This is a genomic window from Tenacibaculum sp. A30, from assembly GCF_051200845.1.
Lineage (GTDB): Bacteria > Bacteroidota > Bacteroidia > Flavobacteriales > Flavobacteriaceae > Polaribacter.
Genome location: NZ_CP195160.1, coordinates 1,497,788 through 1,510,773, shown reverse-complemented (window position 1 = coordinate 1,510,773; position 12,986 = coordinate 1,497,788). Strand labels below are relative to the sequence as shown.

11 protein-coding genes are annotated in these 12,986 nt (G+C 30.9%); 5 read left to right on the top strand and 6 right to left on the bottom strand.

Annotated features, from left to right (window positions below; translation table 11 throughout):
• Window positions 1–57 precede the first annotated feature (57 nt).
• From ACR9ES_RS07260 to ACR9ES_RS07245, 4 genes are read left to right on the top strand one after another with little or no spacing between them, the layout of a single operon-like run.
• The gene (locus ACR9ES_RS07260) at window positions 58–444 is read left to right on the top strand and encodes a hypothetical protein (protein WP_435253723.1); all 387 of its coding nucleotides are present in this window, start codon (window positions 58–60) and stop codon (window positions 442–444) included.
• Between the two features lie 24 nt (window positions 445–468).
• Window positions 469–1,311 (top strand): restriction endonuclease, encoded by an 843-nt coding sequence (locus ACR9ES_RS07255; RefSeq protein ID WP_435253722.1) that lies wholly within the window; start codon window positions 469–471, stop codon window positions 1,309–1,311.
• 11 nt (window positions 1,312–1,322) lie between these two features.
• Window positions 1,323–2,696, top strand: coding sequence for an MBL fold metallo-hydrolase RNA specificity domain-containing protein (locus tag ACR9ES_RS07250; RefSeq protein ID WP_274634967.1), 1,374 nt, complete (start codon window positions 1,323–1,325; stop codon window positions 2,694–2,696).
• Between the two features lie 31 nt (window positions 2,697–2,727).
• Window positions 2,728–3,165 (top strand): hypothetical protein, encoded by a 438-nt coding sequence (locus ACR9ES_RS07245; RefSeq protein WP_274634958.1) that lies wholly within the window; start codon window positions 2,728–2,730, stop codon window positions 3,163–3,165.
• Between the two features lie 40 nt (window positions 3,166–3,205).
• On the opposite strand, the gene ACR9ES_RS07240 is transcribed toward ACR9ES_RS07245, so the two are convergent.
• The 3 genes from ACR9ES_RS07240 to ACR9ES_RS07230 are packed head-to-tail and all read right to left on the bottom strand — an operon-like array spanning window position 3,206 to window position 6,878.
• The gene (locus ACR9ES_RS07240) at window positions 3,206–4,072 is read right to left on the bottom strand and encodes a universal stress protein (protein WP_435253721.1); all 867 of its coding nucleotides are present in this window, start codon (window positions 4,070–4,072) and stop codon (window positions 3,206–3,208) included.
• 3 nt (window positions 4,073–4,075) lie between these two features.
• Window positions 4,076–5,692, bottom strand: coding sequence for a BCCT family transporter (locus ACR9ES_RS07235; RefSeq protein ID WP_435253720.1), 1,617 nt, complete (start codon window positions 5,690–5,692; stop codon window positions 4,076–4,078).
• 28 nt (window positions 5,693–5,720) lie between these two features.
• On the bottom strand, window positions 5,721–6,878 hold the full coding sequence (locus ACR9ES_RS07230) for a hypothetical protein (RefSeq protein ID WP_435253719.1): 1,158 nt from the start codon (window positions 6,876–6,878) through the stop codon (window positions 5,721–5,723).
• A gap of 380 nt (window positions 6,879–7,258) precedes the next feature.
• Between ACR9ES_RS07230 and ACR9ES_RS07225 the strand changes: the two genes are divergently transcribed.
• Window positions 7,259–8,701, top strand: a complete 1,443-nt coding sequence (locus ACR9ES_RS07225; RefSeq protein ID WP_435253718.1) for a PAS domain S-box protein — start codon at window positions 7,259–7,261, stop codon at window positions 8,699–8,701.
• A 349-nt stretch (window positions 8,702–9,050) separates the two neighbouring features.
• Here ACR9ES_RS07225 and ACR9ES_RS07220 read toward each other — a convergent pair whose 3' ends face one another.
• The 3 genes from ACR9ES_RS07220 to ACR9ES_RS07210 form a co-directional block, all read right to left on the bottom strand.
• Entirely contained in the window at window positions 9,051–9,698 is a 648-nt protein-coding gene (locus tag ACR9ES_RS07220) for a response regulator (RefSeq protein WP_299001590.1), read from the bottom strand.
• Window positions 9,695–11,554 carry a tetratricopeptide repeat-containing sensor histidine kinase gene (locus tag ACR9ES_RS07215; protein ID WP_435253717.1) on the bottom strand — a complete coding sequence of 620 codons (1,860 nt, stop codon included), beginning with the start codon at window positions 11,552–11,554 and terminating at the stop codon, window positions 9,695–9,697. The genes ACR9ES_RS07220 and ACR9ES_RS07215 overlap by 4 nt, the downstream gene beginning before the upstream one ends.
• A gap of 375 nt (window positions 11,555–11,929) precedes the next feature.
• Window positions 11,930–12,976, bottom strand: a complete 1,047-nt coding sequence (locus ACR9ES_RS07210) for a hypothetical protein (RefSeq protein ID WP_435253716.1) — start codon at window positions 12,974–12,976, stop codon at window positions 11,930–11,932.
• Between the last annotated feature and the right edge of the window lie 10 nt (window positions 12,977–12,986).

Here is a 12,986-nt window from a genome sequence, read left to right as displayed (position 1 = left end):
AATGAAAATCAGTGTGTTATATTCGTATCTTTGAGAAAGTGTATAAAACTATAAGTTATGGATATATCGGTTTTTTTGTTGAAATTTTGGGGCTGGTATTGTATTATTTTCTTCTTTGTTTTGAGTTTTAATCCGAAAAGGGTAAAACAAATAGTAGATAACTTACAAGATGCCCGATTCTTAATTATCCTTTCGCTTTTTGCAATTATTATAGGGTTGCTTAATGTGTTAGCTCATAATATTTGGGAACCAAACATTAAACTATTAATAACCTTATTTGGTTGGTTAGCCTTAATTAAAGGAATTATTCTTTTCACTTTTCCAAAACAAACCATCAACTTATTAAAACAAACCAATTTAAAGTTTATACAAGCTATATATGTGTTATTGTTCTTTTTAGGATTGTTTTTGTTGAATGAAGCCTACGGAATAGTGCCTTTTTAAACTGAATTTGCATTAAATATGAAAATGAATACTGATAAAATCTCAATAGTAAAGAGTTCTGGAGAAGTCGTACAGTTTTCACTCACTAAGTTGAAAAAATCTCTAAAAAGAACTGGAGCTGATGATGAAGTGGTAGCTTCTATATTAGAAACCGTTCAAGATGAATTGTACCAAGGAATAACCACGAAAGAAATTTATAATAGAGCCTTTGCTTTGTTGAAGAAAAAAAAGAACGTGTTCGCTTCTAAGTATAAGTTAAAGAAAGCAATATATGAGTTAGGTCCTACTGGTTTTCCTTTTGAACATTTTATAGGAGCTATTTTAAAATATTCAGGGTATAAGGTAGCTGTGGGAGAAATTTTACAAGGTGAATGTGTGCAACACGAAGTAGATATCGTAGCACATAAAAATAATGAAACTACTGTTGTAGAGTGTAAATTTCATAGTGAGCAAGGTCTTGTTTGTAATGTTAAAGTTCCTTTATATGTTCATTCTCGTTATCGCGATGTTAAAAATCATTGGAATACATTTAAAAAACACGATACAACCTTAACTCAAGGTTGGGTTGTAACAAATACAAGGTTTACTAAAGATGCGACTGAGTATGGTAATTGTGCTGGATTGTACTTGTTAAGTTGGGATTACCCTCTAGAAAATAGTTTAAAAGATATAATTGATCGTTTAGGATTGTACCCTATTACGGTTTCAACTTTATTGACAAATAGAGAAAAGCAGTTTTTATTAAATAGAGATGTAGTACTGTGCAGAGAGTTAATAAAAGATAGCTTTTACTTGGATCATTTAGGGGTTTCTGATACTAGAAAGAAAAGAATTCTTGCAGAAATACAACAATTGTGTAACGCTTAAAACAAGTAATGATGCTTAATTTTGCTAAGGTTCATTTTTTAGGAGCAGCAGGTACAGTTACTGGATCAAAGTTTTTGCTCGAAGCGTACGGTAAGAAAATTTTGATTGATTGCGGGATGTTTCAAGGACTCAAAGAGCTTAGAGAGTTAAATTGGAAAGAACTTCCTATAGATGTAAGCCAAATTGATATAGTACTATTAACACACGGACATTTAGATCATGTAGGGTTTCTACCAAGATTGTACAAGCAAGGGTTTAGAGGGAGGGTTATTGGAACAGCTCCTACTTTAGCGATTGCAGGAATTATTTTAAAAGATAGTGCAAAGATTCACGAAGAAGAAGCAGAAAAAGCAACTCTAGAACATTATAGTAAACATAATCCTGTACTTCCTTTTTATACAATTGCTGAAGCTGAAAAAACAATAACCTTATTTGAAGCTGTAGAGGAAGGAGAATGGATTTCTTTTTCAGATGAAATCTCATATAGATTTCAATATAACGGACATATCATAGGAGCTACTTTCATAGAATTAAATATCAACAAAAAGCGATTTGTGTTTTCTGGAGATATTGGAAGGCAAAATGATTATTTGTTAGAAAAACCAAAAAAACCTGAGTGGGCAGATTACCTTTTTTTAGAAAGTACATATGGTCATAAACTGCATCCTACAGAAGATATAGAAGAAATTTTATCAGAAACAATTAAAGAAACCATCGTGCAAAAAGGAAATTTGATCATTCCTAGTTTTGCTGTTGAGCGTTTGCAAATGTTAATGTATGTTTTATGGAAGTTGTATAAAAAAAATAAAATCCCAAACATTCCCATTTTTGTAGATAGCCCGATGGGGAATAATGTTTTAGAGGTTTTTAAACGATATCCGAAATGGCATAAATTATCGATGGATGAATATGCAGCTATGTGTAATCACGTTACTATTGTAGAATCGTATAGAGAAACTTGGGAAACTATTGATGATTCGAGATCTAAAATAATAATTGCAGGAAGTGGTATGGTAACTGGCGGTAGGGTTTTAACTTACTTACAACAGATGGTTGATGATCCTACTACGACGATTCTGTTGGTTGGGTATCAGGCAGAAGGAACAAGAGGAAGACAGTTACAAGAAGGATGTCATGAAATAAAGTTCTTTGGACGATATTTTCCTGTAAAGGCAAGAGTTAAAAGTATAGAAAGTTTATCTGCTCATGCAGATCAGCAAGACTTGTTAGATTGGTTAAGTGAGATAAAAAACATACCAAAAGAAGTGTTTCTTATTCATGGAGAACAAACAGCTTTAGATGCTTTTAGGGTGAAAATACAAAAAGAGAAAAATTGGAATGTTTGTATTCCAAAATTACATGCTATAAAAGAGTTAATGATATAAAATGAAATGTCTAATCGTAAAAGCTAGTTCAATGAAAACAACAAACACATATGTGAAATATGTTGAGTGGTTGAGTGCAGAAGATATGCATTTAACCTCAAAACAATGGCTGTCTGAACTTTCTTTTTTGAAAGATGAACAACTCTTTTTTGAAGATTTAATTAGAAAGTATATTTTTGAATTAATAGCTCCTGATCAATTTAAGGGAACAACTAAAATAGTTGAAGAGTTAGGGAAATCTAGAAAAAAAACAGACGAATTAATTAAGCTTGTAGAGGCTCATGAAAGAGGGTTAGAAGTAATGGTAGATGGGGTAGATCAAGTAATAGAGGAAGAAGTCTATAAAAATGAACACCGAAGATTAATTATTGAAGTAAGTGAGTTCTTAAAAGGATATCGAGGCTTAAAAGAAACTCTTTTTAATACTGTGAAAGAAATCGAAAAATCAGAGAAAAAAAGAATTGAGTAATAAAAAAAACGGAGCTAATTATTAGCTCCGTTTTTTTGTTTTATGAGGCGATATAACGTTTAACTACCCATAGAGGTACGTGTAAATCTTGAGTAAACAATTCTTCAGTAACACTTCCTACTAAAAGAGAAGTAAAGTTGTTGTGTCCTTTGTCGGCAACAAATAAAATGTCTGTTTTATCTTTTTCGGCAATAGTTCTAATTTTTTCAGGAATACTGTCTTCACCTGCAGAAGCTTTAAGAGTTTCTATATGTTGAGCTTTTGTTTTTTGAAGTAATTTTTCAAACTGTAAATCAACGTGTTTTTCTACTTTTTCTCGAGCTTTATCAATTTTGATGTAAGGGAAAAATAGCTGAGGTATTTTAAAAACATTCAGCGCTTTTAACGTAGATTTTTGTTTTGAACTCATATCTGAAGCGGTATGAAATGCTTTTAGTGAAGCTGATGAAAAATCAGTAGCGACCATAAGGTTTTCAGGGTTCAAGTTTGCTTCTTTAGGTATTAAAAGCACGTTACATTTTGCCATACGTAATAACTTACCTGAAACCGAACCAGATCCTTTGTAAGTGTTTTTGTTCCCTACGATTATCAAATTAGTGTGGTATTTATTGGCAACGTAGCTAATTAAACTTTCAGTATAAGCATCGTCTGAAACTAATAATTCATAGTTGCAGTCGGTGTCAAAATACTTACTTATGCTGTTTTCAAGTTCTTCTTCAATAATTTCTTCAATATTAATGTTTTCTAACTGTTCAGAAAATAAGCTACTTATTTCATATTTTTTTACATTATGAATAAAATACACGTTTTCTGTTCCGTAATTTTTAGCCAACATGCTACAATATTTAATTAGCGAGATGTCTAATTCTGATAAATCTAAGGCTACAAGTATGTTTTTTATCTTCATAATTTAAGCTTTTTGTTTTTTAGAGTCTATTAACCTTTTTACAGTTTCTTGATATTCTTCTTTTTCCTTTTGATTTAAACGCTTTAGGTGTTCTTTATAATCTTCTTTTAATCCTTTAAAAAGAGAGTAGCACATGAGCAGCAAAAGTAAGGTAAAAGGAAGTCCGGTTGCAATAGAAGCAGTTTGTAAAGCTTTTAAACCTCCTCCTAATAATAAAACGGCTGCTACAGCACCTTCTGCAAGTGCCCAAAATATTCGTTGTCCTACTGGAGCATCAATTTTTCCACCTGAAGTTAAGCTGTCAACCACTAAAGAACCAGAATCTGATGAGGTAACAAAGAAACTAGCAATAAGAATAATAGCAATGATGTTTAACGCCATTGAAAAAGGGAAGTCTTCTAAGAATACAAAAAGAGCAGTTGCAACATTATCATTCACACCCTCTGCAATAGTAGGATCTCCTCCTAAAATTTCGTGTAAAGAGGTACCGCCAAAAGCTGTAATCCAAAATAAAGTGATTAAGGTAGGAACGATTAAAACACCTAAAATAAATTCTCTAATTGTTCTTCCTTTAGAAACACGAGCGATAAACATTCCTACGAAAGGAGACCAAGCAATCCACCATCCCCAATAAAAGATAGTCCATGAGTTTTGCCATTCTGTTCCTGTATAGGCTTCAGCCCAAGTAGAAAGATTGATTAAGTCGTTTACATAACTACCAGTATTTTGTACAAACGATTTTAGGATGAAAATTGTGGGACCTAAAATTACTACGGCAAGTAATAATAATACTGCAATACGCATGTTCATTTCACTAAGGAACTTTACTCCTTTATCAACTCCTGAAATTACTGATATGGTGGCTATCAATGTAATACCTACAATTAGCCATATTTGTAAAGAAATTCCTGAATCTAAACCAAAAACGTGCTCTAAACCAGCAGCTACTTGTTTAACACCTAATCCTAACGAAGTTGCTAAACCAAAAACGGTAGCTAAAACAGCAAAAATATCGATAATATCTCCAATTCTACCATGAATTCTATCCCCTAAAAAAGGATAAAAAACTGAACGAATTGTTAAAGGAAGCCCTCTAGAATATGTAAAATAAGCTAAAGATAATCCAACCAAAGCGTAAATAGCCCAAGCATGCAATCCCCAGTGTAAAAAAGTAACATTCATGGCTTCTTTAGCAGCAGCAGCTGTGTTTGGATCGGCTAAAGGAGGAGAAGAAAAATGATAAACAGGTTCGGCAATACTCCAAAAGAGCAGCCCAATCCCCATACCTGCACTAAAAAGCATTGAAAACCAAGAGGTAGTTGAAAACTCTGGTTTTGCTTTAGCTCCACCTATACGCAAACTTCCGTATTTACTAAAAGCTAAGTAGAGCATAAAAGCAACAAAGATATTTACGGCTAAAATGAATAACCAACCAGTTTTGTTTGCTATAAAATTTTGTGCTGTATCAAAATAGGATTGAGCTCTTTCTTTAAAGAGTAACGTTAAAGCTACGCTTAGTATTATTACTATTGAAGAAGTGAAGAATACAGGTCCGTTAACTTCGAGCCCAAAGATTGATTTTCGTTCGTCGCTTCTAATTATTTTTTTAGCTTTCTTCATTTGTTGATGATTTGTCTCATTCATATAATTAAAAATAATATCCGATGTTTATATTAAATCTCATTTCCCAATTAGCATTAGGTGTTCCGTTTGCTAAAGCGTTTGTCCATACAGGGCCTAACCAAGGGTGGTTTTTCCCTGCGGCAAAATCTATATAAGTATAAACATTACCAGCAGTTACTAAGAAACCAAATACATTCATTAAGCTGTCTTCAAAATTTAAAGCTGCTTTATCCATATAACCAAAGTCATTGTATACTTGTATGCTAGAAATAGGTTTCCATTTAACAGGAAAAGTGTAAGCTGTACCTAAAGTGTAGGTGGTTGCTTCTGTAGCAGTAAGGTAAGGAGCTCCATAAGCAGTTAAAGCAATAAGGTTGCTGTGGGTAGTGTTTTTAGTATTGTATTTGTAGGTAGATACTTGTGCTTTTGTACTGAAGTTTTTTGTATTTAGTTGATAGTGTAAGGCAAAGGCATAATGACTAGAAGTATCTTCAGTGTCTAAATTATAGAGACCACCATATTGTGCGGAAAAACCTATTTGGTGTTGTGTGTTTTTATTTCCAAAGTGATAATTTACCTTACCGTTTAATTGATTTGTTTCTTTATATCTTAAATCTAGGTTTCCATCTCCATCAATGTCTATTGAGGCAACATCGTATGAGTATCGGCTGTCGGAAACATCAGAGTTGCTTCCAAAATTAAGTTCCTCAGCATTTTTAAAAAAAGCCAAGGCATATTCCCACTTTTTACCTTTATGGGTGAATTTCACTCCCATATCATGGTCGTCTTCTAAACCTAAATAATAGTTGATGCCAAAAAACCAACTATGAGAGTTGTACTGAGTATTACCGAAGGGCACTTGTGTTAATCCTAATTGAATATTGTCTTTTTCGTTAAAGTCATATCCTAACCAACCTTGTTTAAGCATGCTACCTCCAAAACTTTGCGAGTAAAAACGATACTCGGCATTAAGTTTTATTCCTTTGTATTTAGCTTTAGCATTAATCCTGAAGACATCGAAACCGAAATCGCCTCCACGCTTTTTTTGTCCATCTTTCCAAGAAGATAGATTATAGTTAAATCGTAATGCCCCGCCAATTTTAACCTCAGGTTTTTCTTGTGAAAACATAGCTGTAACAAAAGAAAAAGCGACTAAGACTAGGCTTTTTTTTGAGAAATTCATTGTTGTAATAATAAATGTGAAGAAAGTGTGCTTGTAAAAAGTACATTTTCATGTTTAAGAGTTAAGGGAAACTCTTTTTAGCTTGATAAAAAGGGGATTTTATTCAGAAGGAGGGATGAATTTGTCGGATTGATTTCTGAAAACCAAAAAGTTAAAGCTGAAAATTCTTTTGTTCTTTTTGTCTTTGAGTTTTTTTATCATAAGCGGCAAAGATACTGATTAAAAAGGGGTTTTCAAAAAAGAGACTTTTTTGAGTGATTTGAAAAAGGATAAGTATTGTTTTTTGATTAAAAAATATCGGTTTAAGGTGTTTTAAAAGGTGGTTATCATTTTTATGTTTTTAAATTTCAATATATTAGTGTATTAAATATCGTGTATAGATGAAAACCTCAATGGAAAGAAAGAATTTGTATGGCTATATTATAAATAGTCTTATGGTTGTAGCACTTGGTGTTGTTTACTTAAAACAGATGAATAACACTACGGATGATAGTTTGTGGAATTGGATTTCACTGGGGTTAATAGTTATTATTTTAGGGATGTTAACAACTGTGTTTTTTATTTTAAGAACACAGCTTAAAGCAAAAAAGAAATCGGAAGAAGAATTGTTAAAAAGTCAAAAATTACTGCACTCGATAATAGAGAATACTACCAATGCAATTTCCGTAAAGAAAATAAACGGCGAGTATATGTTGGTAAATAAGAAGTATCAATCAATTTTTGAAGCATACGATAAAGATTTAATAGGAAAAACCGATCATGATATTTTACCAGAAGAATTAGCTGATAAATATCTAGATGCCGATTTAGAGGCAATGAAGTTAGGAAGAGAAATTCAAGTAGAAGAAGAGATTGAGCAGTCTGATGGAAAGCATACATATTTATCAGTAAAATTTCCCTTGTTTGATATTTCTAACAGAGTGTATGCTATAGGAAGTATATCTACAGATATTACAGAAAGAAAAATGATTACGGAGTCGCAAAAGGCGGCAGATACTTTTTTTAACATTTCAATAGATAGTTTGGTGATAGCATCTAAAGAAAGGTTTTTAAGAGTCAACCCTTCTTTAAGTAATCTTTTAGGGTATACTAATGAAGAATTGTTGAATAACCCGTTCGCTACTTATGTCTTCCCTGAAGATATTGAAATGACAAAGGAGGCGATTAAAAAGTTAGAAGGAGGAGTGAATTTAGTAAGTTTTAAAAATCGTTGGATTTGTAAGGATGGAAGTATTAAATGGTTGTCTTGGAATGCGACTTCTGATACGGCTACTGGAACATTATATGCTGTAGTTAGAGATATTACAAATGATTTGTTGCTGCAAGAAGAGAATGAAAGTAGAATGAATGATTTGTATGAGAATCAGCAAAAGTTGAATATGATTATAGAAAACATTAGTGATGGAGTTTTGGTAGCTAATGCTGAAAAGCAAGTTGTGTTAGCTAATGAGGTTGCTAACGAGCTTTTTGGTATTGAAGATGACTCTCAAATATCAATTGATTTTTCAGATCATTTTAAGGTGTTAAATCCATATGATGGAAAAGTTTTTCCAGCACAAAATCTTTCTGCAGAATTAGCTTTACTAGGTAAAATCACCAATGATATTGATGTATTGTTATTGAATAAAGAGACGAATGCTATTAGGAGAGTTTTACTGAGTGGAAGGCCTATAATAGATAATGAAAACAATATAGCTGCCGTTGTTGTAACTATTAAAGATATAAGTAGGTATAAGAGATTAGAGGCAGAATTAGAAAAAAAAGATCAAGAGTCAAGAAGGAGAATTGGATTTAAGAGTGATGAATCAAAAAAGGAGGAATAATATTATCGTTGAGTTACCTGCAAAAACTATTTTCCTTTAGTTTTTTGGGAGTGGTTAGGGGGTGCCGATAAGCAAAGGAGGTTTCTAATAATGTTAGTTTTATTGATGTTTGTAAGCTAAGTATTTGTTTTTTATAAGATTAATTTTATCTCGGTTTTTGTTTACTTTCATTTTACTTTATATAATCTTTAAAATGTTGCAGGCGTTTTAAAATATTATGTAAGTATGTAATTGTTGCAATTTATGTAAAACATCTATTTTTCTTATATAAATTAAGGATTGTGAAATTAAGAAAAGCATTAGTTTGTAATGAATCTTATGCCTATAAATATTGCTATAGATTAAAGTTTTATATTAAGCGTTTCTTCTTTGCTAAGGTAATCGCTTCAATCTTTGAGTGTACTTGTAGCTTCTTATATATATTTTCAATATGCCTTCTAACTGTTGATGGTGAGATAAACAAATTTTCAGCTATTGAGGTATATGGTAACCCTGTTGCTAATTGTTCTAAGACTTCAATTTCTCTACTTGTTAGTTTTACATTTTCTTCTTCATTTTTTTGTAAAGATAAAGGAGTGCGTAAAAGATTTAGTGCTTTAAGAGCTATAGATGGAGTCATAACAGCGCCACCAGTAAGGGTTTTTGTGATAGCATTATAAAGAGTTTTTGGTTCGTCGTCTTTTAATAAATAACCATCTGCTCCTGCTTGTATTGCATTGAAAATTTGTTCGTCATTATCAAAAACAGTAAGCATAATTATTTTTACTTGCGGATATTTTCGTTTTATTAAGGCAGTGGCTTCTATGCCATTTTGTTTGGGCATATCAATATCCATTAATATCAGGTCAGTATTTTTATTTTCGCTAAGTTTTTGTAAGCATTCTAATCCGTTGTTGGCTGTAAATACGATGCTTATATCTTCAAAAAAAGAGAGGCTTTCTTTGGTGCTTTTTATTAAAAAATTATTATCATCTACAATGGCTACTCTAGTTTTCATACCTTATGTATTGTTGTTTTTGGAATTATAAAACAAAATGAAACTTCAACCCCTTTTTCTAGTTCAGTTTGTATGTTGAGTTGACTTTTTAATTCTATGGATCGTTTTCTCATATTCAATAATCCATTGCCTAATTCTACGTTTTTTTCTATAAAGCCTTTGCCGTTATCTTTTACAGAGAAACATATATTATCTTCTTTTTTATAAATATGGATGGTTATTTGTGAAGCTTTTGCATATTTAAGAGCATTATTGGTAGCCTCTTGAATAATGCGAAATGCATTCAGTCCTTGTAAGGATGTAAAGGTTACGTCTTCAGGAAAATTTTCATCTACATTAACAGTTATATTAGTTTTATTTTGTGATTGTTTCGCTTTTTCGATAAAATTTGCAATTCGAGAGTGTAAATCTTTAATAGAAATATCTGATTTATTCATTGCCCAAACGGTATCTCGTAGTTCTTGCGTAGTTACTTTTGCAAAATCTTTTATAGTATCTAATTTGCTAGTTAATTTTTCATCTTTGTCAGAAAGATAATATTTAATAGTATTAATTGCAGCAACAATAAAAGATAATTGAGCTCCAATGTTATCGTGTAAATCTCTTGAAATAGATAATTTTTGTTCTTGTAATTTGTTTTGATGTTCTATTTTTTCAATAGCAAGTTTTAGTTCATTTTCTCTTTGTTGTTTAATATTTTTTAGCACTTGTTGTTTGTATAATAAAAAGCCAATGACACTAATAATTACCGCTAAAGTAGTTAACCCGAAAATCCATAAATTTCTATTTTTTAAATGAAGTTTATTTTTTGCAATTTCAGCTTTTTGTTGTAGTATTTGATTTTCTTTTTCAACTGTTTCGTATTTAGTTGTAATTTCTTCTATATTTTTTAATTTTTCTATATTGTATAAACTATCGTTAAGAATGTTAAATGCTTTAAGGTTATTAAAAGCCTTTTTATAATTATTAACATCTTCATAGTTTTTCATCATTTGCTGATAGTTATAGCGTTGTATGTCTGGAAATTTAATTTTTTTTGCAATAGTGTTGCTTTTTTCAAAATAATTATTAGAAAGTTTATGTTTTTTTACTTCTTTGTAATACTCACCCAAAGCAGTATAATTAAGCATTAGTGCAAATTCATCTTTTCCTTTTTGACGAACTTTTAAGGCTTGTTGTAAGTAACTTTCAGCCTTTTTATAGTTTTTAATAAGGAGTTGATTATTACCAAGAAATTCTAGCGAGTAACCTATGCCAAGAGAATCGTTTCTTTGCTGTTGTATTTGTAGTGATTTTAGAAATCTTTTATTAGCTTCTGTATAATTTCCTTCAGCATTAAAAACCGCTCCACTTTCATTGTTAATTCGGGCAATTCCTTCTAAATTAGAATCGTTTTGATATAAAGTTAATGCTTTGTCATAAAAATATAAAGCCCTATCTGATTGTTGTAATTTTCTGTACATTCTAGCCATATCATCGTATAACAGCCCTAACTTTTTGTTATCATTACTTTGTTCCAATTCTTTTAAAGCTTTATGGTAATAAACGGAAGCACTATCTATATTTCCTTTTTTTCCTAATGAAAGACCTATTGTTCTTAAAAAATCTCCCTTATTAATCTTGTCATTGTTTTTGTTAGCAAGCTTTAAACCAAAATGGGCTAACTGTATAGATTCATCAAATTTTGTTGTATATATTTTCTTAATGTTTTCTTGTAGAAGGTTAATTTTTTTGTTGTAGTTAGGTTCTTTTTGTACAGTTAGTTTAATACTATCTACTAAGGTTAATCTTTGTGAATGTAAATTCAGTGAGAAAAAAACTATAAAAATAATCGTTATGATCTTTTTTAATTGCATGAAATACATTAGTTTATTTTATGTAAATGTATTAATTTATTCATTATTAACTATTTGTTTTTAATTAGTTTTAATGAGGTTATGAGTAGTTGTTTAAGAGAGTCGACCACTATTTCTAACTCTTTTTTATTTTTGTAGGCAGAAATTTTTTGTTCAATTTCTATCAATTGTTTGTTAATAATTGTGTCGGTTTTTATTTTGTCTTCTAGAGTTTTTGTGTTTAGAACTTTAAAGTGGTTTTGTAGTTCTTTGTTGTTCAGTAGATGAAGATTATTGTATTCGGAAAAAAAAATTAGAAGTAGCTTTATAGTAATTCCTAAAGAACAAAAAATTAGTATAAATAAAAGAGTAAGTGCAATCATATATTTAAAATTATTATTTTCTTCTTTTTATTTTTAACCATTTTATGGTTGCCCAAATTATAATGATAAATAAAATACTTATTATAATAATGGGTGAATAGGTAACAAAAAGAACTAATAAAGTAGGAAAACTACTCCAATAAGAGTCTTTTACATCATAAGGGCTTTTAATTTCAATTGGGTTGTATGTTAAGTTATTTAAAGGTAAAATAGCTAATTTATCAACAGTTATAAATAAATTTTCGGCTTCTAATAAAATATTTTCAAAAGAAAAGGCCTCCTCTTTTTGGTGATATGTAATAACTAAATTGTCTTTTGGTGTAGGAGAAAAATTAGTCTTTGTGCCTGTGTATAGTTTATGTGTTTCATTATAACGAAAATCAAATCCTGAGGAAAGTCCTTTTATATCAGAATCGTTTAATTCGTCCATTAATTCAATGTAAAAATCACCATGTTTTATGGGGTTTTTCCATACACTTTCGCTTTCTAACAGATAAATAAATGCATTTTTACTTTCGCTTTCATAACCTTTCTTTACTCTTGCATTGTTGGTGTTTACAATGAAATACACTTCTGCTTTTTGTAGCTCGTTTGGGGTAAATTCCATGTTCCAAACTTTCCAATTATCACTAAATGGTATTGTTTTTTTGTAATTGTTATTGAGTTCTGGATGTGCTTCTTTAAGTAACGGTAGCAAATTGTTTTTGACTCTTATTTTAAATTGGCTTAATGAATCTAAAGTAACGTGGTTAAGATAGTTGTCTCCACCAGCATAGATGCCATTGGTAGGATACCCCATTTTGAATCGTAAAGAATCATTTGTTGTATTACGAAACCAATATACTCCTTTTACCACTGCAAAACCTTTATATAACTGAATGTATATATTTTCTTGTTGCATTTGCACTTTTTTAAAAGAGAGAGAGTCTTCGGGATGTAGCATTGTAAATACGGTTCCACCAGCATTCCAAATACCAGGTTGCGCAGCGTTACTATATGCCTTGTTTATAAAAAACATAAAAATGATACCTAAAAGAAGCTGTGAACCTATTTTTTTCATAACAGAAGAT

What these genes read in the sequence shown, in the direction of transcription:
- ACR9ES_RS07260 (WP_435253723.1), top strand. Translation starts at nt 58, where the DNA reads ATGGATATATCGGTTTTTTTGTTGAAATTTTGGGGCTGGTATTGTATT.
- ACR9ES_RS07255 (WP_435253722.1), top strand. Translation starts at nt 469, where the DNA reads ATGAATACTGATAAAATCTCAATAGTAAAGAGTTCTGGAGAAGTCGTA.
- ACR9ES_RS07250 (WP_274634967.1), top strand. Translation starts at nt 1,323, where the DNA reads ATGCTTAATTTTGCTAAGGTTCATTTTTTAGGAGCAGCAGGTACAGTT.
- ACR9ES_RS07245 (WP_274634958.1), top strand. Translation starts at nt 2,728, where the DNA reads ATGAAAACAACAAACACATATGTGAAATATGTTGAGTGGTTGAGTGCA.
- ACR9ES_RS07240 (WP_435253721.1), bottom strand. Translation starts at nt 4,072, where the DNA reads ATGAAGATAAAAAACATACTTGTAGCCTTAGATTTATCAGAATTAGAC.
- ACR9ES_RS07235 (WP_435253720.1), bottom strand. Translation starts at nt 5,692, where the DNA reads ATGAAGAAAGCTAAAAAAATAATTAGAAGCGACGAACGAAAATCAATC.
- ACR9ES_RS07230 (WP_435253719.1), bottom strand. Translation starts at nt 6,878, where the DNA reads ATGAATTTCTCAAAAAAAAGCCTAGTCTTAGTCGCTTTTTCTTTTGTT.
- ACR9ES_RS07225 (WP_435253718.1), top strand. Translation starts at nt 7,259, where the DNA reads ATGAAAACCTCAATGGAAAGAAAGAATTTGTATGGCTATATTATAAAT.
- ACR9ES_RS07220 (WP_299001590.1), bottom strand. Translation starts at nt 9,698, where the DNA reads ATGAAAACTAGAGTAGCCATTGTAGATGATAATAATTTTTTAATAAAA.
- ACR9ES_RS07215 (WP_435253717.1), bottom strand. Translation starts at nt 11,554, where the DNA reads ATGCAATTAAAAAAGATCATAACGATTATTTTTATAGTTTTTTTCTCA.
- ACR9ES_RS07210 (WP_435253716.1), bottom strand. Translation starts at nt 12,976, where the DNA reads ATGAAAAAAATAGGTTCACAGCTTCTTTTAGGTATCATTTTTATGTTT.